The sequence below is a fragment of the Acidihalobacter aeolianus genome (assembly GCF_001753165.1).
Lineage (GTDB): Bacteria > Pseudomonadota > Gammaproteobacteria > DSM-5130 > Acidihalobacteraceae > Acidihalobacter > Acidihalobacter aeolianus.
In genome coordinates this window covers 2,208,575-2,228,198 of the sequence record NZ_CP017448.1, presented here as the reverse complement: position 1 = coordinate 2,228,198, position 19,624 = coordinate 2,208,575, and the positions used below count along the sequence as shown (strand labels likewise).

20 protein-coding genes are annotated in these 19,624 nt (G+C 64.7%); 11 read left to right on the top strand and 9 right to left on the bottom strand.

Annotation, left to right across the window (positions count from 1 at the left end; all coding sequences use genetic code 11):
* Positions 1 to 11: 11 nt before the first annotated feature.
* From BJI67_RS10260 to BJI67_RS16915, 4 genes are all read left to right on the top strand, one after another.
* Positions 12 to 998: a 2Fe-2S iron-sulfur cluster-binding protein gene (locus BJI67_RS10260; RefSeq protein WP_070072942.1), complete on the top strand. Its 987-nt coding sequence runs from the start codon at positions 12 to 14 to the stop codon at positions 996 to 998.
* A 58-nt stretch (positions 999 to 1,056) separates the two neighbouring features.
* Positions 1,057 to 1,524, top strand: coding sequence for an Rrf2 family transcriptional regulator (locus tag BJI67_RS10255; protein ID WP_070072941.1), 468 nt, complete (start codon positions 1,057 to 1,059; stop codon positions 1,522 to 1,524).
* Between the two features lie 44 nt (positions 1,525 to 1,568).
* Complete coding sequence (locus BJI67_RS10250) at positions 1,569 to 2,753, top strand: glycosyltransferase family 4 protein (RefSeq protein WP_070072940.1); 1,185 nt, start codon at positions 1,569 to 1,571, stop codon at positions 2,751 to 2,753.
* Positions 2,754 to 2,869: 116 nt separating this feature from the next.
* Complete coding sequence (locus BJI67_RS16915; protein ID WP_197512993.1) at positions 2,870 to 3,334, top strand: FHA domain-containing protein; 465 nt, start codon at positions 2,870 to 2,872, stop codon at positions 3,332 to 3,334.
* Between the two features lie 6 nt (positions 3,335 to 3,340).
* Here the strand turns inward: BJI67_RS16915 and BJI67_RS10240 are convergent, their stop codons facing one another.
* Genes BJI67_RS10240 through BJI67_RS10230 form a run of 3 tightly spaced genes read right to left on the bottom strand, consistent with a single transcriptional unit; the run spans position 3,341 to position 6,245 of the window.
* The gene (locus BJI67_RS10240; RefSeq protein WP_070072938.1) at positions 3,341 to 4,348 is read right to left on the bottom strand and encodes an NAD-dependent epimerase; all 1,008 of its coding nucleotides are present in this window, start codon (positions 4,346 to 4,348) and stop codon (positions 3,341 to 3,343) included.
* Between the two features lie 17 nt (positions 4,349 to 4,365).
* Positions 4,366 to 5,643, bottom strand: coding sequence for a Vi polysaccharide biosynthesis UDP-N-acetylglucosamine C-6 dehydrogenase TviB (gene tviB / locus BJI67_RS10235; protein WP_070072937.1), 1,278 nt, complete (start codon positions 5,641 to 5,643; stop codon positions 4,366 to 4,368).
* 14 nt (positions 5,644 to 5,657) lie between these two features.
* Positions 5,658 to 6,245 (bottom strand): thioredoxin fold domain-containing protein, encoded by a 588-nt coding sequence (locus BJI67_RS10230; protein WP_083250801.1) that lies wholly within the window; start codon positions 6,243 to 6,245, stop codon positions 5,658 to 5,660.
* Between the two features lie 163 nt (positions 6,246 to 6,408).
* Between BJI67_RS10230 and BJI67_RS10225 the strand changes: the two genes are divergently transcribed.
* From BJI67_RS10225 to BJI67_RS10210, 4 genes are read left to right on the top strand one after another with little or no spacing between them, the layout of a single operon-like run.
* On the top strand, positions 6,409 to 8,202 hold the full coding sequence (locus BJI67_RS10225; RefSeq protein WP_070072936.1) for an ABC transporter ATP-binding protein/permease: 1,794 nt from the start codon (positions 6,409 to 6,411) through the stop codon (positions 8,200 to 8,202).
* Positions 8,203 to 8,245: 43 nt separating this feature from the next.
* Positions 8,246 to 9,346: a chorismate synthase gene (gene aroC, locus BJI67_RS10220; protein ID WP_070074086.1), complete on the top strand. Its 1,101-nt coding sequence runs from the start codon at positions 8,246 to 8,248 to the stop codon at positions 9,344 to 9,346.
* A 6-nt stretch (positions 9,347 to 9,352) separates the two neighbouring features.
* The gene (locus tag BJI67_RS10215; protein ID WP_070072935.1) at positions 9,353 to 10,222 is read left to right on the top strand and encodes a 23S rRNA (adenine(2030)-N(6))-methyltransferase RlmJ; all 870 of its coding nucleotides are present in this window, start codon (positions 9,353 to 9,355) and stop codon (positions 10,220 to 10,222) included.
* Positions 10,219 to 11,397: an MFS transporter gene (locus tag BJI67_RS10210; protein ID WP_070072934.1), complete on the top strand. Its 1,179-nt coding sequence runs from the start codon at positions 10,219 to 10,221 to the stop codon at positions 11,395 to 11,397. The genes BJI67_RS10215 and BJI67_RS10210 overlap by 4 nt, the downstream gene beginning before the upstream one ends.
* On the opposite strand, the gene BJI67_RS10205 is transcribed toward BJI67_RS10210, so the two are convergent.
* The 6 genes from BJI67_RS10205 to BJI67_RS10180 are packed head-to-tail and all read right to left on the bottom strand — an operon-like array spanning position 11,394 to position 16,466.
* Positions 11,394 to 12,170 carry a TIGR01458 family HAD-type hydrolase gene (locus BJI67_RS10205; protein WP_070074085.1) on the bottom strand — a complete coding sequence of 259 codons (777 nt, stop codon included), beginning with the start codon at positions 12,168 to 12,170 and terminating at the stop codon, positions 11,394 to 11,396. The two genes, BJI67_RS10210 and BJI67_RS10205, sit on opposite strands and share 4 nt — an antisense overlap.
* Positions 12,171 to 12,177: 7 nt before the next feature.
* Positions 12,178 to 12,816, bottom strand: coding sequence for an ABC-type transport auxiliary lipoprotein family protein (locus tag BJI67_RS10200; protein WP_070072933.1), 639 nt, complete (start codon positions 12,814 to 12,816; stop codon positions 12,178 to 12,180).
* Positions 12,817 to 12,818: 2 nt separating this feature from the next.
* Positions 12,819 to 13,679, bottom strand: a complete 861-nt coding sequence (locus tag BJI67_RS10195) for an MlaD family protein (protein WP_070072932.1) — start codon at positions 13,677 to 13,679, stop codon at positions 12,819 to 12,821.
* The gene (locus BJI67_RS10190) at positions 13,679 to 14,440 is read right to left on the bottom strand and encodes an ABC transporter ATP-binding protein (RefSeq protein WP_070072931.1); all 762 of its coding nucleotides are present in this window, start codon (positions 14,438 to 14,440) and stop codon (positions 13,679 to 13,681) included. Before BJI67_RS10190 ends, BJI67_RS10195 begins: the two co-directional genes overlap by 1 nt.
* Entirely contained in the window at positions 14,437 to 15,552 is a 1,116-nt protein-coding gene (locus BJI67_RS10185; RefSeq protein ID WP_070072930.1) for an ABC transporter permease, read from the bottom strand. Before BJI67_RS10185 ends, BJI67_RS10190 begins: the two co-directional genes overlap by 4 nt.
* A gap of 47 nt (positions 15,553 to 15,599) precedes the next feature.
* Positions 15,600 to 16,466, bottom strand: coding sequence for a LysR family transcriptional regulator (locus tag BJI67_RS10180; protein ID WP_070072929.1), 867 nt, complete (start codon positions 16,464 to 16,466; stop codon positions 15,600 to 15,602).
* A 114-nt stretch (positions 16,467 to 16,580) separates the two neighbouring features.
* On the opposite strand from BJI67_RS10180, the gene leuC reads away from it, so the two are divergent.
* Genes leuC through BJI67_RS10165 form a run of 3 tightly spaced genes read left to right on the top strand, consistent with a single transcriptional unit; the run spans position 16,581 to position 19,598 of the window.
* Positions 16,581 to 17,984: a 3-isopropylmalate dehydratase large subunit gene (leuC, locus tag BJI67_RS10175; protein ID WP_070072928.1), complete on the top strand. Its 1,404-nt coding sequence runs from the start codon at positions 16,581 to 16,583 to the stop codon at positions 17,982 to 17,984.
* A gap of 16 nt (positions 17,985 to 18,000) precedes the next feature.
* Positions 18,001 to 18,645, top strand: a complete 645-nt coding sequence (leuD, locus tag BJI67_RS10170) for a 3-isopropylmalate dehydratase small subunit (RefSeq protein WP_070072927.1) — start codon at positions 18,001 to 18,003, stop codon at positions 18,643 to 18,645.
* A gap of 29 nt (positions 18,646 to 18,674) precedes the next feature.
* Complete coding sequence (locus BJI67_RS10165; RefSeq protein WP_070072926.1) at positions 18,675 to 19,598, top strand: EamA family transporter; 924 nt, start codon at positions 18,675 to 18,677, stop codon at positions 19,596 to 19,598.
* Positions 19,599 to 19,624 lie beyond the last annotated feature (26 nt).

Below are 19,624 nucleotides of genomic sequence, written 5' to 3'. Positions count from 1 at the left end.
GGCTACCGCTGATGGCGAAGATTCATTATGCCGGCACCGATTATTCGGTGCATTCGGGCGCCAGCGTGCTGGAGACGCTGGAAGGAGCAGGGGTGGAAATCCCGAACGCCTGTCGCAGCGGGGTGTGTCAAAGCTGCCTGATGCAGGCGCGGGCGGGACATGTCCCGCCCGTGGCCCAGGCCGGACTGAAAGATACGCTGAAGGCGCAAAACTATTTTCTGGCTTGTCAGTGTCGACCCGAAAGCGACCTCGATGTGGTGCTTGCGGGTGAAGTGGCCATGGGTGAAACATCGGTACGTTTGGCTGGCGTGGAGATGCTCAATTCCAGTGTGATGCGCGTCCGTGTGGCGCCTGAGAGCACATTCCCACACCGCTCCGGGCAGTTCATCAATCTGGTTCGGGAGGACGGACTCCGGCGTAGTTATTCCCTGGCAGGTTGCGCTAGCGCCCCAGGGGACACGCTTGAATTGCATGTTCGGCATATACCCGGTGGTGCGATGAGCGATTGGCTGAGGTCTCATGCCGTGGTCGGTGAATCGATGCGTATTCAAGGGCCGCACGGCAGCTGCTTCTATATGCCCGGCAATCCGGATCAGCCGATACTACTGATCGGTACGGGAACCGGGCTGGCCCCGCTTTACGGCATTGTCTGCGATGCCCTGGCCAGTGGTCACTCCGGGCCGATCCATCTTTATCACGGTGCGCGCAGCAAGGCGGATCTGTATCTCGTCGACGAGCTGCATGCACTGGCGGAACGGTACCCGAATCTGGAATACCTGCCTTGCGTTATTGAGGGTGAAGTCGGAAGGGCGTGCGCGGTCGGCAGGGTGGACGATATCGGATTCGGTGCGCATCCCGCGTTGAAGGGTTGGCGGAGCTATTTTTGCGGGTCTCCGGAATTGGTCAACCGGATGCGCAAACGGGCCTATCTCGCAGGTGCTGGGCTAAGCGATATCTATGTCGATGCCTTTCTGCCCGCAGGGGGCGCCATCGCCTAGCGTTCGCCTCCGTGCGCAGGCGCGTTATACTTCCTCGTCAACTTGATGTTGTCGGGCCATGCACCTTACTCAACATACCGATTTCTCCTTACGCGTTCTGATGTACTTGGGCGCCATGCAGGAGCGGCTCGTCACCATTGACGAATTGGCCGCGCAGTTGCACGTGGCGCGCAATCATCTGGCCAAGATCGTCAACCGGCTTGCGCGCCTGGGCTACGTCACTACGCTGCGCGGCAAGGGTGGTGGCATGCGCCTGGCGAGATCCCCGTCCGAAATCCGTATTGGCAACGTGGTGCGCGATACGGAACCCGGGACGACGTTGATCGATTGCCGTAACCCGGCCTGCTCGATTCTCGGTGTGTGCGGTCTGGTGGATGCCCTGGCGCAGGCCAGGGCCGCGTTCTTCGGGGTTTTGGATGCCGTGACGCTGGCTGATCTGGTGTCCGACGGTGAAGCATTACGGCGTCGCTTTGCGGGGGGAGAAACATTGCGGGGCATCGAGATTGTCGCTCAGGGCGATAGCTAGATGGCCGTTGAGTTCCTGTCTTGCGGTTTCGCGGACGGTGGCCTATGAGCCTACCCAGATCATCTCGAATCGTCCTGATCCGCCAGCGTTATACACGTTTTGGTGGGGCGGAGCGCTTCGTGGCCAGCGCGCTCGATGCTCTTGCGGCTCGCGGTGCGCGTCTGTCCGTCATCACGCGCAGATGGGAGCATCAGCCCGGAGTGGAGTTGATTGCTGTCAATCCATTCCACATCGGCCGTCTTTGGCGAGATTGGGCCTTTGCGCGAGCCGCCTGTCGTGTGGTTGAACAGCGTGGCTTCGACCTCGTCCAGTCGCATGAAAGATTGGCTTGCTGCGACATCTATCGTGCCGGCGATGGCGTCCACCGTATCTGGTTACGTCGACGAGCGGCGGCGGGTGGCTGGCGCACGCGTCTTGGTCAATGGCTCAATCCCTATCACCATTATGTCCTCAACGCTGAAAAGCGGTTGTTCGCCAGTTCCAGACTCAAGGCAGTAATCTGTAATTCCCAGATGGTGCGTGACGAGATCATGTCTTGCTTCGGTCTGCCCGAGGAGTGTATCGCAGTCATATACAATGCCGTTGATCTCGTTCGCTTCACGCCTTTGCTACGTGCCCAACATCGACGCGCTCAGCGCGAGCTGTTGGGGGTGCCGGAGACTGCGATGGTGTACCTCTTCGTGGGCTCTGGTTTCGAACGTAAAGGACTGAGTTCGGCCATACATGCCCTGGCCTCGTTGCCCAAACATTGTTATCTCGTAGTCGTGGGCAAGGATCGCGCGGTTCGCCGCTACCGGCGGCTTGCACACACCCTGGGTGTCGCGGAAAGGGTCAAGTTCGCCGGCCCTCAGGTTGATACAGCACCGTTCTATGGCATGGCCGATGCGTTTGTCCTGCCGACGCTGTACGACCCCTTCCCGAATGTCGTGCTCGAGGCACTGGCCAGCGGGTTGCCCGTTGTGGTCAGTGATAGTTGCGGCGCGGTCGACATCATCCGGGACGGAGAGAATGGTTTTGTCTGCTCGGCCAGGGATATCGATGGCTTGGTGCTGCGCATGCGTAGGCTATTGGACGTCGATCTACGTGCCCGCTGGATGGTGATCTCACGCAGTCTGGTCGAACACTGGCAGGCTGATGAAATGACAACCCGCCTGCTCGCCCTTTATCAGCGGATATTGCAGCGAGGATCGGTTGATACCACGATGTATCCTCAGGCCACTGCTCGCTGATTGAGATCATCAGCAGACATCTGGTGATGGGCGTGCGGGTTCGTAAAAGGCTATTATGGTGTGCACAGGATGCTTCATAAGCGAGGCTTTGCGGTTTGTCGGTAGAGGGGCAGGTCGTGAACAATGAAAGGCGCCGTCAAGAACGACGGCAGTGGGATACCGAGGTTCGCTACCCTTTTCGCGACAGTGATGGCCGGGAGGTGGTGTGCAACCGTAGGCGAGTGGTCGACCGCCGGCTTGCTTTGGCGAGGCGGCCCAGTGTTCTGAGGCTGCGCTACCGCGGGCGGGAAGTCGTGCTGCGTCAAGGTCAGCTGCGCTTGGGACGTCACCGCAGCAATGATGTGGCCGTAGACAGCCCTTTGGCATCACGTTACCACGCGGTGATCTTGGCGTTGGAGGATGGTTACCTGCTGGTCGACACCAGCCGTAATGGCACCTTTGTTCGCCGGGAAGGCGAGCTTGGGGACACTCGCGTCACGGCTGAAGAGACCCCGTTGCGTGGCCGCGGGGTCATCCGTTTGGGTAGTGCCACTGATATCAGTGCTGCTGATCTGGTGTTCTACGAGATAGGCAGCGTCTGAGTTTCGTCAAACCCCGTGGTATTCCCGATACCATTCGACGAAGCGTCTGATCCCGATTTCCACTGGCGTCTGTGGCTTGTAGTCCACATCCTCAATCAGTTGATCGACATCCGCATAGGTGTCCGGTACGTCACCGGGCTGTAGCGGTAGCAGGTTCTTTTCCGCCTTGCGCCCCAGGCAGTCTTCCAATACCTCGATATAGTGCAGCAGTTCGATTGGCTGATTGTTGCCGATGTTGTACAGACGGTACGGAGCCCGGCTGGTGGCGGGATCGGGGGCATCGCCGGACCATTCCGGATTGGGTTTGGCGACATGATCCAGGGTACGGATCACACCTTCGACGATATCGTCGATGTAAGTGAAGTCGCGTCGGTGGTGGCCATAGTTGAAGACGTCGATGGGCTCGCCGGCCAGGATCTTGCGCGTGAACATGAACAGGGCCATGTCCGGTCGCCCCCAGGGGCCGTATACGGTGAAGAAGCGCAGTCCGGTCACCGGCAAATCATAGAGGTGGCTGTAGGTATGCGCCATCAGCTCGTTCGCCTTCTTGCTCGCGGCGTAGAGACTGACCGGGTGATCGACGTTGTCGTGGACCGAAAACGGCATGTGCGTGTTGGCGCCATAGACCGAACTGGAGGAGGCGAAGACCAGATGCTCGACACCGTTGTGTCGACAGCCTTCGAGGATGTTGACGAAGCCGACCAGGTTGGTGTCCACATAGGCGTGCGGATTGATCAGCGAGTAGCGCACGCCGGCTTGTGCGGCGAGGTTGACCACGCGGTGAGGACAGTGGCGGGCGAACGTGGCGGCGACGGCCTCGCGGTCGGCGATGTCGATACGCTCCTCTACGAAGCCGGGCAGCGCCTTGACCCGCGCGAGGCGGGCCTCTTTAAGCTGGACATCGTAATAGTCGTTCAGATTGTCGATGCCGATGACCTCGTCGCCGCGTGCCAGCAGGCGCATGGCGAGGGCGGATCCGATGAAGCCGGCCGAGCCGGTGATGAGTACGCGCATGGTATCTCCCGTGCGTTTTATAGCCTGCCGTCGACGCTGTCTCGAGGCAGGACGGATTTGACGTCGAACACGACTGCATCGGCGTGTCCGTAATCTCGGATGGGGGTCGCTCCTTCGGCGAGGAACTCGTCATGGGCAACAGCCAGGATCACCGCATCGTAGGTGCCGGTCACAGGTGCATCGATAGGCCGTATGCCGTATTCATGCATGGATTCGTCCGCGTCGACCCACGGGTCGTAGACATCGACCTGGGCATGGAAGTCGCGGAAGGCCTCGATCACGTCGATCACCCGCGTGTTGCGCAAATCCGGGCAGTTTTCCTTGAAGGTCAGTCCCAGGATCAGTATCCGAGCACCCACCACGTGCAGCTTGCGCTGGGTCATCAGTTTGAGCACTCGCTCGGCGACGTAGGCGCCCATGCCGTCGTTGATCCGGCGGCCGGCGAGGATGATCGCCGGGTGATGCCCGACTTCCTGGGCCTTGTGGGTCAGGTAGTAGGGGTCCACACCGATGCAGTGGCCGCCTACCAGGCCGGGACGGAAGGGCAGGAAGTTCCACTTGGTGCCGGCAGCCTCGAGTACCGCCTGGGTGTCGATGTCGAGGCGGTTGAACAGCACGGCGAGCTCGTTGATCAGGGCAATGTTCACGTCGCGCTGGGTGTTTTCGATCACCTTGGCCGCCTCCGCCACGCGGATGCTGGGTGCACAATGGGTGCCCGCTGTGATGATGCTGGCATAGAGGGCATCGACGAATCCCGCGGTTTCCGGGGTCGAGCCCGAGGTGACCTTGCGGATGGTGGTCACGCGATGTGCCTTGTCGCCCGGGTTGATGCGCTCGGGGCTGTAGCCAGCGTAGAAGTCGTTATTGAAGCGCAGGCCGGAAACCGCTTCCAGGATGGGGACACAAACTTCCTCCGTGGCGCCGGGATAGACCGTGGATTCGTAGATCACCACGTCGCCGGGTGCCAGGAGGTTCCCGACCGTGCGGCTGGCGGATTCGAGCGGCGACAGGTCGGGGCGCTTGTGGCGGTCGATCGGGGTCGGCACGGTAACGATATAGACGTTGCAACCCCGCAGATCCTCCGGTTGGCAGGAGAAGCTCAGTTGCGTGCTGGCGGCGAGTTCTTCCGGCTCGACCTCCAGGGTGCTGTCCTTGCCGCGTTGCAGCTCGGCGATACGTTCGGGTTTGATGTCCAGGCCGACGGTCGGGTAGTGACGGCCGAATTCGACCGCAAGCGGCAGACCGACATAACCCAGGCCGATGATGCCGATGCGGACGCAAGCAAGATCTAACACTGGTTTGTTCCCGCTTATTTGACGTATGGCATGATTTCCGCCAGCTTGTCGGCCGGCGGCGTGCCTTCGAAGTAGTAGGCGGAGCCGTCCGTGGTCGCGAACAGCGTCACGGGTACGCCATTGAGGCCGTGATCGGCGAGGAGATTGTCATTGGTTTCGAGTTCCTTCAGCGTCTTGGCGCTGGGATTCTGCAATGGCGCGATGCCGCCGCCCGGCGAATCGTTGAATCCCCAGTCGTGTTCGCTTTGGTAGAAGGCCTTGAGACGGTCCTTGGACTGCAGGATGGCAGCCGCTTTACCGGGACTGGTACTGGTGAGAATGCCAACGGGAATCCAGTGTACCGTCACCTCATGTTTCTTCACGTAAGGGCGCAGTTCCTCGAACAGCTTGTGGCAGAAGGGGCAGTTCGGGTCGAAGAACACGTACAGTGTTTTGGGCCCCGTGCCTTCCGTGATCTTGATCGCCTTGCCCATGTCCTTGAGCAGTACGATGGCAGGATTCTGCGCCGGGGCCTGTGCGTCTTGTGCGGCCTGGGCTGCTGGTCCTGCCAGCAGGAGGGCGGCGAACATCAGGGTCGAGCAGGCTTTGAAAAGGTTGGGCATGCGGTCTCCGGGCGCGCAGCTAACCAGCGCGATCAATGTGGGGGGCTGTATATCATAGCCCTGGCCGAGTCGCCATCGCAGTCGGCAGACGCGGGCGGCTCCGTTACAATCGTCCGATCTGCGCCAGATCCGCCGCAAATCTTAACAGGAAGGACTCGACGCCATGTCCCAGTATTCCGCCGACGCCGGCCTAGGCTCCCGTCAGCGCTTTGATCGCCGCTTCTTCGCCGACGTCTGGCGCTTGGCCAAGCCTTATTTCAGAGAATCGGAGGAACGCTGGTCCGCCATCGGCTTGCTGGTGCTTATCGTGGTGGCCACCGTAGGCGGCGTCTACATCAATCTGCGCATTACCAACTGGTACAACACCTTTTACAACGCCCTGCAGACCTACCAGGCGGACAAGTTCTGGCCGTTGATGGGCGAGTTTTCCATTCTGGCCATCATCGGAATCGCACTCAGCGTCTATCAGACCTATCTCACCCAGTTCCTGGATCTGCGCTGGCGCCGTTGGCTGACCGGCACCTTCCTGACGCGCTACCTCAATGCGCGGACCTACTACCACATGGAGGTGTTCAAACGCGGGCAGGACAACCCCGATCAGCGTATCGCGGACGATCTTTCCTCATTTGCGCAATACACCAGTAATCTGGTTTCCGGCCTGCTCAGCGCAATTCTCAATCTGACCGCCTTCATCGGCTTGCTGTGGGTGCTGTCCGCCAAGGTCGTCGTACCCTGGGGAGGGGCTGAGCATCACATTCCGGGATTCTTGGTATGGGCCGCACTGATTTACGCCGTGGCCTGGACCTGGGTGGCCGCTGTGATCGGCAACCCATTGATCCGTCTCAACTACCACCAACAGCGTCTGCAGGCGGATTTCCGCTTCAGCCTCGTGCGCTTGCGCGAGAACAGCGAGGGTGTGGCACTTTACGGCGGTGAGGCCAAGGAACGGGCGCAGTTCGATCATCGATTCGATCACGTCTTCGGAAACTACAGGCGCTTGCTTCTGATGCAGAAGCGCTTCAACTGGTTCACGACCTACTTCAGCCAGTTCGCGATCCTGCTGCCGTATCTGGTCGCGGCATCGGCCTATTTCGCCAAGGCCGTGCCGCTGGGTTTCCTGATGCAGATCAGTTCCGCCTTCGGCAACGTGCAAAGCTCGTTCGCCTATTTCGCGACGAGTTACGACAGCTTCGCGCAGTGGCATGCGGTGTCCGATCGACTCCGCGGGTTCCTTGGCTACATCGAGGAAGTCGAGGCCATGCAGCGCAAGGAGAGCCATGTCGAGAGACGCGCGGGCGATGTGCTCGACGTGCAGAAACTGACTCTGCGCCTACCCGCGGGCGGCACCATCGTCGAGAACCTCGATCTGCACGTGGAACCGGGCGAACGGCTGCTCGTCACGGGGCGCTCGGGTATCGGCAAGAGCACGTTGCTGCGCGCCATCGCGGGCATCTGGCCCTTCGGCGAAGGATCCATCGCGTTGCCGGACGGCGGGCGCAGCCTGTTCCTGCCGCAGAAACCTTATCTGCCGCTGGGCAGCCTGCGCGATGCGCTGCTCTATCCCAACGGCAGCGTGAAGACGTCCGACGATGCGCTCGTCTCGGCCTTGGAGCGGGTGGGCTTGCCGGGCCTCGTGCCCTATCTCGGCGATCTGCAGCCATGGGCGCACATGCTGTCCCTCGGCGAGCAGCAGCGCGTGGCCTTTGCGCGCATCCTGCTGCAGCAGCCGACCTACGTGTTCCTCGACGAGGCCACCTCGGCCCTCGACGAACCCACGGAGCTGGCCCTGTACCGGCTGCTGGACGAATTCCTGCCGCGGACGGCGGTGGTCAGCGTGGGGCATCGAAGTACCTTGTTCGCCTTCCATTCGCGGCGCCTGCAGCTACTGGGCGAGGGGCGCTGGACGGACGGCGCCATGGATGCGGAACCCGAGTCGAAGTCGCAATACGCCACCTGAGGTCTGCGGCTGAATCGCGCGCGCATCTGCTACAATGCGCGCCATGGCAGGCAACCGCATCGGACAGGCTTTCTCCGTCACCAGCTTTGGCGAAAGCCACGGTCCGGCGATCGGCTGCATCGTCGACGGCTGCCCGCCGGGGATGAATCTCTCCGAGGACGACCTGCAGGCCGACCTGGAACGCCGCCGACCCGGCAAGACCCGGCATACCACCCAGCGTCGCGAACCCGATCAGGTGCGCATCCTGTCCGGGGTATTCGAGGGCGTGACCACCGGCACGCCGATCGCGCTGATGATCGAGAACGTCGATCAGCGTTCCAAGGATTACGGCAACATCCTCGACCGTTTCCGCCCCGGACACGCCGACTACACCTACTACAAGAAATTCGGCCTGCGCGACTACCGCGGCGGCGGCCGTTCCTCGGCCCGCGAGACGGCGATGCGGGTCGCGGCCGGCGCCATCGCCAAGAAATACCTGCACGAGCAGGCCGGCGTGGCCATCCACGGCTATCTTGCCCAGCTCGGCCCGCTCAAGCCGCAGCGTTTCGACTGGGACGCGGTGGAGGCAAACCCCTTCTTTTTCCCCGACGCGGACAGGGTGCCCGAGCTCGAGGCCTATATGGACGAGCTGCGCAAGTCCGGCGATTCGATCGGCGCGCGCGTCAACGTGGTCGCCCGCGGCGTGCCGCCGGGTTGGGGCGAACCAGTGTTCGACCGGCTCGATGCGGACATCGCACACGCGATGATGAGCATCAATGCGGTCAAGGGCGTGGAGATCGGCGCGGGCTTTGCCTGCGTCGAGCAGAAGGGCAGCGAGCACCGCGACGAGATCACGCCGGCGGGTTTCGTCGGCAATAATGCGGGCGGCATCCTCGGCGGCATTTCGAGCGGCCAGGACATCGAGGTCAGCCTGGCGCTCAAGCCCACTTCCAGCCTGCGCCTGCCGGCGCGCACGGTGAACCTCGCGGGCGAGCCGGTCGAGATCATCACCCACGGTCGCCACGATCCCTGCGTGGGCATCCGTGCCACCCCGATCGCCGAGGCCATGCTGGCCATCGTGCTCATGGACCACCTGATGCGGCACCGCGGCCAGAACGCCGACGTGCGCACCAGCCTGGCGGACATCCCGGCCCGGCCCGTCTGAGGCCGCATGCTCGCCTATCGCCACGGTTTTCACGCCGGCAACCACGCCGACGTTCTCAAGCATCTCGTCCTGATCGCGCTCCTCGATGCGCTGCGGCGCAAGGACAAGCCTTTCTGCGTCATCGATACCCACGCCGGCGACGGTGTCTACGCGCTCGACGCCCCCGAATCCGCGAAGCTGGCCGAGCATGCCGGCGGCATCGGCCGCCTGTGGGAGGCGCGGGGCCTGCATCCGGCCGTCGACGTCTACCTCGACGCGGTGGCCGTTCACAACCCTGCCGGCGCATTGCGCCGCTACCCGGGTTCGCCGCTGCTGGTGGCCGAACGTTTGCGTCCCGGCGACCGCCTGGTCGCGACCGAGGCACATGGCACGGCCTATGAGCATCTGAGCGAATGCCTGGGCCGCCGCCGCGGCGTGCAGCTGCGCGCGGGCGACGGCTACGCCTCGCTCAAGGCGCTGTTGCCGCCGTCGGAGCGCCGCGGACTGGTGCTCATCGATCCGAGCTACGAAACGGCGGGCGAGTACGAGCGTCTGAACGCGGCGCTGCGCATGATCCATCAGCGTTTCCGCCAGGGGATGGTGGCCGTGTGGTATCCGCTGGTGCCGCGCAAGCCGGCCGCACCCTGGCTCGCTTCGGTACGCCAACTCGGCATTCCCGACATCCTCGTCGCCGAGCTGCGCGTCGAGCCGCCCGGTGCCGACTTCGGCCTTTGCGGCAGCGGCATGTTGCTGATCAACCCACCCTGGGGACTGGAAGCGACGCTGCGCGAGGCGCTGCCGCGGGCGGCCGAATGCATGGCGGGCAGTCAGGGCGAGGTTTCGGTGCGCGTACTGGTGGACGAGCGGGGCGGGCTGCCCGCTGCGACCGACCCATGAGCGCCGTGCCGGCCGCCGGTCGCGGCGAGGGCACACCCTACTGGCGTCTCTCGGGTTTCTATTTCGTCTACTTCACCGTGACCGGCGCCTTCGTGCCGTACTGGAGCGTCTACCTCAAGGGTCTGGGTTACGGGCCGGTGGCCATCGGTGCGCTGATGGCGCTGCCGATGGCCACCAAGGTCTTCGCGCCTTACCTGTGGGGGTGGCTGGCCGACCGCAGCGGGCGCCGCCTGGGCGTGATTCGCCTGGCATCTTTGCTGGCCACGCTGTCGCTGGCCGTTCTGGCCCTGGGCCGGGGTGCGGTCTGGCTGGCGCTGGTGGTCACGGCGTTCAGCTTCTTCTGGAACGCCGCCCTGCCGCAGTTCGAAGCCCTGACCCTGACCCACCTGCGCCAGCGCGGCGAGCACTTCTACAGCTTGGTGCGCCTGTGGGGCTCGATCGGCTTCATCGCGAGCGCCCTGTGTCTGGGCTGGCTGTTCGGCTGGCTGAGCGTTGCCTGGCTACCCGCTATCCTGGTCGGTCTGCTTGCCGCGCTCTGGCTGACCAGTCTCAGCGTGCCGGCCACGGAAACGCTGCCCGGCATCGAAGCGGATCGCTCGCTGCGTCAGGTGATCCGCCAGCCGGCGGTGCTGACGTTGCTCGCGGTGTGCTTTCTGATGCAGGCAAGCCACGGTCCGTACTACAGCTTCTTTACGCTCTATCTGCGCGAGAACGGCTACGGCTCCGCGTTGACCGGCGTGCTCTGGTCCCTGGGGGTGCTCGCGGAGGTCGGCATCTTTCTGCTCATGCACCGACTGCTGCCGTTTTTCGGTGCCCGCCGGCTGCTGTTGTTCGCCACCCTGATCACGGCCGTGCGCTGGGTGCTGATCGCCGGCTGGGTGCAGGATCTGCCGCTGCTGGTGTTCGGGCAGACCCTGCATGCGGCCAGCTACGGCATCTATCATGCCGCAGCCATTTCTTTGATCCACATGCACTTCCCGGGTCGACTGCAGGGGCGTGGGCAGGCCCTGTATTCCAGCGTGAGCTTCGGTCTCGGCGGGGCCTTCGGCAGCCTGGTGAGCGGATACGCCTGGAGCGGACTGGGGCCGGCGGACACCTATCTGGTCGGTGCGGGCTTCGCGCTGCTCGGCGCCGCGATCGGGTACTGGGGATTGCGCAGCCCCCAACGGGCCTAGGCGGCAGAGAGAATCAGCTCGACCGCCGCCGCCAGGTCGTCTACGGTGCGCGCGCCGGGTCTGGCGATGCGGTCCTCGTCGCCATCGCGGTATTTGCCGGTGCGTACCAATACGCCCTGCAAGCCGGCGCCGAGGGCGCCTTCGACATCGGCGACGGCATCGTCTCCCACCATGATCGCCTCGCCTGGCGCACAGCCGAGCGCCGAGACGGCCTCAAGGAAGAAATCGGCGGCCGGCTTGCCGAGCACGCAGGCGCGTGTGTCGGCGGCGTATTCGAGGGCAGCCTTGAATGGGCCGATATCCAACGAGAGGCCGTCGGCATCGCGAAAATATCGGTTGTCGCCAAGCGCGAGCAATTGCGCGCCATCCATCAGCAGTCGAAACGCCGCATTCAGGCTGGCGTAATCGAATGCCTGTGCGGCATCGCCGAGCACCACGGCGTTCGGACTCTGCAGGTCCAGACCCGCGAATTCGGCACGCAGATCGGGATGTATCAGCAGATGCGGGCGCTGGGCGTGCTTGTGCAGATGGTCCAGGGCCGCCTGTACGGGCGTGAAAACCTCGTCGGACTGGATTGCGAAGCCCATGTCATTGAGCGCACGCAAGATCCGCGTTCGAGGCTGTCGAGTGGTGTTGGTCACGTAGCGTACGGGCAAGCCGGAGGACTTCAGCTTGCGCAGTGCGGGTACTGCGCCGGGCAAAGGGATGTTGCCGGCATACAGTACGCCGCTCAGGTCGAGCAGCACGCCGCGTATGCGTGGTTGCTCATTCATGTGCCGGCTATCCGGCGGTGCCGCAACGATCGCCATGTGGGAGTTGGCGCAGCCATGCGGATTCTTTGTCGAGCCACTGTGCGACGGCCTGGTTGGTCGCGGTGACGCCGGCCACCGGGTTGGGTGCCGATGCGACCTCGATTGCGAAACGGCGAGTGCTAAGGGTGCGGTCGTTCGCGGTGTCGACGAGCGTGCTGCCGACGGTCAGTCGGATGTGGCTTTGCTGGCCGACGAAGACCTGGGTCAGATCGATCAGGCGCGTTTCCAGCTGCAGCGGCGCACCGCCGCCCGAACCGGCGTCGAGAACATGGCCGAACAAGCCGTCGGTGCGCAGCCGCTCGACCAGCACCGGGCCGAGCATGGCGGCCGGCGGAGCGACCCAGCGATGGTAGGCGAAATCGGCGATTTGATAGGGCGCGGTGCTGTAGCGCATGGCCGTACCGCCGAAGCCCGGGGCTGCGGTCGGCGTGACCACGCGTAGGTCGGGGCAGGCGGGTGAGTCGGTCTGCGGTGCTTTGGCTGCCGGAGGCGCAATGCGATAGGCGATGACCTGCTCGCTCGGGTGTCGCTTGGGCAGCAACGAGCAGCCAGCCATCGATACGAGGAGCGTGAGAGCCGCGAGCGTCAGCGGAAGGGCGCGATACATTTTCATTCTCCCGGGCCGGGTTTTGGCGGTCTGGGGCCGTAGATCAGCGTACTCGGGTCGGCCTGCAACTGGTCGCTGAGATGGCGGAAACTGCGTACCGTGGTGTTGAACTGACGCAGGGCCTCGTCGGCCTGCGGCAGGGTGCGTTTCACTGCGGCAGCGCTCTGCCCCATCTCCGCGCTCAGATGTTTGAGTTGGCGCATCAGGTCGGGCAGTTCGTCAGTGGTGGCGCGGGTCTGGCGCATCAGCGCGTCAAACTGGTCGATGGCGTCCGCGAGCTTGCCGCTATGTGCGTTCAGGCGGGTGCTGAGTGCGTTGAGATTGGCGAGTGTCTGATTAACGCTTGCGATGTTACGGTCGCTCAGCAGCCGTCCCAGACGCTCGCTGGTCTGGGTCAGGCTCTTGCCGACCTGATTCACGATGACGTCGAGGCGCTGCATCAGCGAAGGCGAGGTCTTGATCACCGGGTAGGGCGCGTCGTCGGTGCGCTGCAAAGTCGGCGAACCGGGCGATCCCCCGGTCAGGCTGACGAAGGCCGAACCCGTGATCCCCTGGAGTTGCAGGCTGGCGCGGGTATCCTGTTTGATGGGCGTGCCGCGTGAGATATCGAGCAGCAGGCGCACGCGAGATGGGTTGGCGGGGTCGAGGCCGATCTGGCTCACATGGCCGACGCGTACGCCGTGGTAGCGCACCGCTGCGTCCTGCGGCAGAGCCCAGACCGATTCGGTGGTGTAGACGAGATAATGTTCGTAATCCTGGCGGCCTGGCCCGCCCGCGGCGAACCACAGCAGCAGGGCGACCAGACCGGCACCCAGCACGATGACGAAAAAGCCGACCAGGGCGTAGTTGACGCGCGATTCCATCAGGCCAGCGCCTCCGTGTGACTGAAGAATGCCCGCACGTTGCGGTCTGGATGTTCGCGCAGGGCGGCGGGCGTGTCGACGGCGAGCAGGCGTCCATCGCCCAGCAGGGCGACGCGGTCGGCGATGAGATCGACCGAAATGAGGTCGTGGGTGACCAGCACCACGGTGAGCGCCAGGGCGTCGCGCAGGCGGCTCACGAGTTGATCGATTGCGCGTGCGCTGACCGGATCCAGGCCGGAACCGGGTTCGTCGAGGAACAGCAACTCGGGGTCGAGAGCGAGTGCGCGCGCCAGTGCCGCACGCTTGCGCATGCCCCCGCTGAGCTCACTGGGGTACAGGCTCGCGGCCTCGTGCGGCAATCCGGTGAGTTCGATCTTGAGCATGGCGAGTTGACGGATCAGAGGGGTCGGCAGATGGGTGTGTTCGCTCAGCGGCAGGGCGACGTTTTCCAGTACGTTGAGCCCGCCGAACAGCGCACCGGACTGGAATAATACCCCCATCCGCTGGCGCAGACCGGTTTCCTCACGTGCGGGCAGCGTGCGCCTGGGGCCGAAGCGTTGGCCGAACAGCTCGATTTCGCCGCCCTCGGGCTTGCGCAGCAGGATCATTTCGCGCAGCAGCGTGGTCTTGCCCGCACCGGAACCGCCGACCAGGGCGAGAATCTCGCCCCGTTTAACCTCCAAATCGATACCGTTGTGGATAATGCGCTCGCCATAGCGCGATTCGATTCCAGTGAGACGGAGGAGGGGGGCGCCGTTCATAGCGAAAGCTGGTTGAAGATGACCGAGAACAAGGCGTCGAGGACGATCACCATGAAGATCGACTGCACCACGCTGCGCGTGGTGTGCCGGCCGACGCTTTCCGCGCTGCCACTGACCTTGAAGCCCTGATAGCAGCCGACGCCAGCAATCACCAGGGCAAACACCGGGGCCTTGCTGACGCCGATGAGGAAACTGGTGAGACTGACGCTCTGGTGCAGTCTATCCATGAAGCTGTCCGGGCTGACATCGAGCACGAATTCACCGACCAGCATGCCGCCGATGACCCCGACCACGTCGGCGAATACGGTGAGCAAGGGCAGGGCGATGGCAAGCCCGACGACCTTGGGTACGACCAGCATTTCCAGCGGGCGGATGCCCATGGCGCGCAGTGCGTCGATTTCCTCGGTGACGCGCATGGTGCCGATTTCCGCGGTGAAGGCGGCGCCGGTCCGTCCGGCGATGATGATCGCGGTCAGCAGCGGCGCCAGCTCGCGCAGCATGCTGATGCCGACGAGGTCGGCGATATAGAGGTTGGCGCCGTACTGCGCGAGGAAGGTCGCGCTCTGGTAACCGATCACCACTCCGATGAGGAAGGACAGCAGACCGACGATGGGCAGCGCCTGAACGCCGGCCTGTTCCAGGGTGAGCAGGATCTGCCGGGGGCGCAGCCGGCGTGGGTGAGGCAGGGCGCGCAGGGCGGTCAGCGTGCCTTCGCCGACGAAACCGAGGAATTCGTAGCCGGTGCCGAGCATATTGACCGTGCAGCGCCCCACGTAGGTCAGCCAGCCTTCGCCGCGCCGTTGTGTCTGCCGGCTGCGTGGATCGGCGCCTGTGGCGAGCAGGTCGAGCAGTGTGGCGGCCTCGGCCGAGGCGCCGCGCAGCTGAATGGGTTTACCCTGTGCCGCACGATCGAGCAGGGCGCGGCGGATCAGCCAGGCGCCGGTGGTGTCGAGCCCTTCGAGTTGAGACAGGTCGAGGATCGCGGGGGCGTCGGCGGGCAGCCTGGCCGGATCGACACGGCTGGCGTTGCCCGACAGGCCCGCGGTGGTCCAGTGACCGTTCAGCCTGACGGCTTCCGAATCGATGTGCAGACTGGCGGGCGATGGGAGCATGGCGCGACTTTGTCCGATTTCGCGCCCGTCGGCAACGGGCGGCGTGCTCAGGGTCGTGCCGAGTCGATCAGGGCGGCCGCGGCGTTCGACAGCGTGCGCTCGCGATGACGCACGAAGCCCAGGGTGCGTCGGAGCCTCAATCCCTCGGTGGACAAGGACTTGATGCTGCTGTCCACCAGGATCTCGGGCAGGGCGCTCCAGCCGAGGCCGATCGAGACCATGCTGCGAATGGTTTCGAGGTAGTTCGTGTCCAGCCGCACCTTGGGTTTGAGTCCGTGCGTGGCAAGGGCGCGCTCGATCACGCCGCGCGTATAGGTGCCGATGGCGGGCAGGATTGCGGGGTACTCGGCGAGCTGCGCCAGCGCCACGGGGCCGTGGATCGCGGCCAGCGGGTGGTCGACTGCGGCGACCAGGGTCAGCGGATCGTCCCACACCGGGGTCGACACCAGTTGCGGCGGGGTTTCCGGGGGCAACGTGACCAGAGCCAGCTCCAGGTCGCCGTGCTCCACTGCGGCGCAGCCGGCCTCCGAATCCAGAAAGCGCAGGTCGAGATCGACCTCGGGATAGCGCCGGGTGTAGCCACGCAGCAGCGCGGGCAGGCGGTGCAGCCCGATGTGGTGGGAGGTGCCGATGCTCAGCGTGCCGGCCACGTGACCCGACAGGTTGGCAAGCCTGCGCCGGCTTTCGTCCAGCTCCAGCAGGATGCGCCGCGCGCCCGGCAGCAGGGCGTGGCCTGCCTCGGTCAGCTGCACGCGGCGGGCCACGCGGTCGAACAGACGCCGGCCCAGCTCGCCTTCGAGCTGGCGGATGCGCTTGCTCACCGCCGGCTGGGTGAGGTGCAGCCGCGCGGCGGCCTCGGAAAAGGAGCTGAGTTCGGCGACGGCGGTGAAGGCCTGCAGGGCGTTGACGTCCATGACGGGTTCCGTTCATGTATTCCAGTTGGGAATGTAACATATGACATATTGCCATTTGAGTTATAGTCTGCGCGGGTTTAGTCTCGCCCGACACTGTGGAGGAGGTCCCGGGACATGGCAGGAAAAACGCTCTACGACAAATTGTGGGACGCGCACGTGGTGCGCACCGAGGACGACGGCACCGCACTGCTCTACATCGACCGGCATCTGGTGCACGAGGTGACCAGCCCGCAGGCCTTCGAGGGCCTGCGTCTGGCCGGCCGCGAGCCGTGGCGCATCGACAGCATCCTGGCGGTGCCGGACCACAACGTACCGACCACGGATCGCGCCCTGGGTATCGCGGACCCGGTCTCGCGCCAGCAGGTCGACACCCTGGACGAGAACTGCCGGACCTACCGCATCACCGAATTCCGCATGGACGATCCGCGCCAGGGCATCGTGCACGTGATCGGGCCGGAGCAGGGCGCGACGCTGCCGGGCATGACCGTGGTCTGTGGCGACTCGCACACCTCCACGCACGGCGCCTTCGGCGCGCTGGCGCACGGCATCGGCACCTCCGAGGTCGAACACGTGCTGGCCACGCAGTGCCTGATCCAGAAGAAGTCGCGCAACATGCGCGTGCGCGTCGAGGGCGAGGTCGGCCCGGGCGTGACGGCGAAGGACATCACGTTGGCGGTGATCGGCGAGATCGGCACCGCCGGCGGCACCGGCTACGCCATCGAGTTCGCCGGCTCGGCGGTGCGCGCGCTGTCCATGGAAGGCCGCATGACGCTGTGCAACATGGCGATCGAGGGCGGCGCCCGCGCCGGCATGGTGGCCGTCGACCAGACCACCATCGACTATCTCGCAGGCCGGCCCTATGCGCCCAAGGGCGCGCAGTGGGATGCCGCGGTGGCCGCCTGGCGCGAGCTGCACAGCGACGACGACGCCGTGTTCGATCACGAGGTTGTGATCGATGCGGCCGGCATCCGCCCGCAGGTCACCTGGGGCACCTCGCCGGAGATGGTGCTGCCGGTCGATGCCAAGGTGCCGGATCCGGCCGCCGAGCCGGATGCGGTGAAGGCCGAGGGCATGCGCCGCGCGCTGGCCTACATGGGGCTCGAGGCGGGCACGCCGATTGACGCCATCCCGGTGGACAAGGTGTTCATCGGCTCTTGCACCAACTCGCGCATCGAGGATCTGCGCGCCGCCGCCGCCGTGGCCAAGGGCCGCAAGGTGGCCGGCAACGTCAAGCTGGCGATAGTGGTGCCGGGCTCCGGACTGGTGAAGCGTCAGGCCGAGGAGGAAGGGCTGGATCAGGTGTTCCTCGCCGCCGGTTTCGAGTGGCGCGAGCCGGGTTGTTCCATGTGCCTGGCGATGAACGCCGACCGGCTGGAGCCGGGCGAGCGCTGCGCGTCGACCTCGAACCGCAATTTCGAGGGTCGGCAGGGGCAGGGCGGGCGTACCCATCTGGTGAGCCCGGCGATGGCCGCGGCCGCCGCGGTCGCCGGCCATTTCGTCGACGTGCGTTCGTTGTAATCGGGAGGAATCGAACATGCAGGCATTTACCACGCATACGGGCAAGGTGATCCCCCTCGACCGGGCCAACGTCGACACCGACGCGATCATCCCCAAGCAGTACCTCAAGTCGATCAAGCGCTCGGGCTTCGGCCCCAACCTGTTCGACGACTGGCGCTACCTCGATCCGGGCGAGCCGGGCGTGGACAACGCCGGGCGCCGGCCGAACCCCGAGTTCGTGCTCAATGATCCGCGCTACGCCGACGGCACGGTGCTGCTGGCGCGCAAGAACTTCGGCTGCGGCTCCTCGCGCGAGCACGCCGTATGGGCGCTGGACGACTACGGCATCCGCGCGGTGATCGCGCCGAGCTTTGCCGACATCTTCTTCAACAACAGCTTCAAGAGCGGGCTGCTGCCGATCGTGCTCGAAGAAACGGCAGTCGATGCGCTGTTCGCCGCGGTGGCGGCGACGCCCGGCTACGTGCTCACCATCGATCTGCAGGCGCAGACGGTGGGCACGCCGGACGGGCAGTCCTACGCCTTCGAGGTCGACCCCTTCCGCAAGCACTGCCTGCTGGAAGGGCTGGACGACATCGGCCTGACCCTGCGGCATGCGGACGCCATCCGTGCCTATGAGGCGCGGCGCCGGCAGGAGGCGCCGTGGCTGTTCGGTGCGCCCTGACGGCCGCGGACTTGATCTGAGCCGCCGCATTGACGGGGATTCCCGCGTGGATACCGATCACGCTCGCCGCGGCGGTGTTCCAGGTTTGGCGTACCGCGCTGCAGGTCAAGCTGCGCGGTGTGCTGTCCGCCAGTGGGGCGGGTTTCGTGCGCTATCTCTACGCGCTGCCGCTCGATGTACTGATGCTGATGCTGGCCCTGTGGTGGCTGCAGGTGACCCTGCCGGCGGTGTCCTGGCGTTTCCTGCTGCTCTGCCTGGCGGGCGGAGTGGCGCAGATTTTCGGCACGATCCTGTTGATCACGGTCTTCGGGCTGCGCAGCTTCGTGGTCGGCACGGCCTATGCCAAGACCGAGGCCGTGCAGCTGGTGGTCCTGTCGGTGGTGGTGCTGGGCGTGCATTTGCCGCCACTGGCGGTGGCGGGCATTTTTCTCGCCGTGGCCGGTGTGCTGTTGCTGTCGCTGGTCGGACAGAAGCTCGGGCTGCGCGACTGGCTCAGGGCATCGCTGCAGCCGGCGGCGTTGTGCGGCCTGGGCGCGGCCTTCACCTTCGCACTGACCGCGCTGGCGCTGCGCGCCGCGAGCGTAGACCTGGGGCCATCGGTCCACGTGGCGGTCAAGGCGACGCTGGTGCTGTTGGTCACCAATCTGGCGCAGACGCTGGTGCAGGGCGGTTACATGGCATGGCGCACCCCCGGCGAACTGCGCGACTGCTTGCGTTTGTGGCGGCGCGCCTCGCCGGTCGGCATCCTGTCGGCACTGGGTTCGGGTTGCTGGTTCGCGGGTTTCGCGTTGACCCATGTGGCCCTGGTGCGCGGTCTCGGCCAGGTGGAGATTCTGTTTACCCTGGCGGTGGGGCATTTCTATCTCAAGGAGCGCGTGCGCCGAGGCGAGGTGACGGGATTGGTGCTGGTGACCCTGGGTGTGCTGATGATCGCCGCGGTGGACATGCGCTAGACGAATACTGAGCGAACGAACATGAC

Excerpts from the sequence above, each read along its gene's own strand:
- BJI67_RS10240 (WP_070072938.1), bottom strand. The coding sequence starts at position 4,348 with ATGCGCGTACTCATCACCGGCTCGGCCGGCTTCATCGGATCCGCCCTC.
- BJI67_RS10260 (WP_070072942.1), top strand. The coding sequence starts at position 12 with ATGGCGAAGATTCATTATGCCGGCACCGATTATTCGGTGCATTCGGGC.
- BJI67_RS10205 (WP_070074085.1), bottom strand. The coding sequence starts at position 12,170 with ATGAATGAGCAACCACGCATACGCGGCGTGCTGCTCGACCTGAGCGGC.
- BJI67_RS10200 (WP_070072933.1), bottom strand. The coding sequence starts at position 12,816 with ATGTATCGCGCCCTTCCGCTGACGCTCGCGGCTCTCACGCTCCTCGTA.
- BJI67_RS10210 (WP_070072934.1), top strand. The coding sequence starts at position 10,219 with ATGAGCGCCGTGCCGGCCGCCGGTCGCGGCGAGGGCACACCCTACTGG.
- BJI67_RS10195 (WP_070072932.1), bottom strand. The coding sequence starts at position 13,679 with ATGGAATCGCGCGTCAACTACGCCCTGGTCGGCTTTTTCGTCATCGTG.
- BJI67_RS10230 (WP_083250801.1), bottom strand. The coding sequence starts at position 6,245 with ATGCCCAACCTTTTCAAAGCCTGCTCGACCCTGATGTTCGCCGCCCTC.
- aroC (WP_070074086.1), top strand. The coding sequence starts at position 8,246 with ATGGCAGGCAACCGCATCGGACAGGCTTTCTCCGTCACCAGCTTTGGC.
- leuD (WP_070072927.1), top strand. The coding sequence starts at position 18,001 with ATGCAGGCATTTACCACGCATACGGGCAAGGTGATCCCCCTCGACCGG.
- leuC (WP_070072928.1), top strand. The coding sequence starts at position 16,581 with ATGGCAGGAAAAACGCTCTACGACAAATTGTGGGACGCGCACGTGGTG.
- BJI67_RS10250 (WP_070072940.1), top strand. The coding sequence starts at position 1,569 with ATGAGCCTACCCAGATCATCTCGAATCGTCCTGATCCGCCAGCGTTAT.
- BJI67_RS10185 (WP_070072930.1), bottom strand. The coding sequence starts at position 15,552 with ATGCTCCCATCGCCCGCCAGTCTGCACATCGATTCGGAAGCCGTCAGG.
- BJI67_RS10225 (WP_070072936.1), top strand. The coding sequence starts at position 6,409 with ATGTCCCAGTATTCCGCCGACGCCGGCCTAGGCTCCCGTCAGCGCTTT.
- BJI67_RS10215 (WP_070072935.1), top strand. The coding sequence starts at position 9,353 with ATGCTCGCCTATCGCCACGGTTTTCACGCCGGCAACCACGCCGACGTT.
- BJI67_RS10255 (WP_070072941.1), top strand. The coding sequence starts at position 1,057 with ATGCACCTTACTCAACATACCGATTTCTCCTTACGCGTTCTGATGTAC.
- BJI67_RS10180 (WP_070072929.1), bottom strand. The coding sequence starts at position 16,466 with ATGGACGTCAACGCCCTGCAGGCCTTCACCGCCGTCGCCGAACTCAGC.
- BJI67_RS10190 (WP_070072931.1), bottom strand. The coding sequence starts at position 14,440 with ATGAACGGCGCCCCCCTCCTCCGTCTCACTGGAATCGAATCGCGCTAT.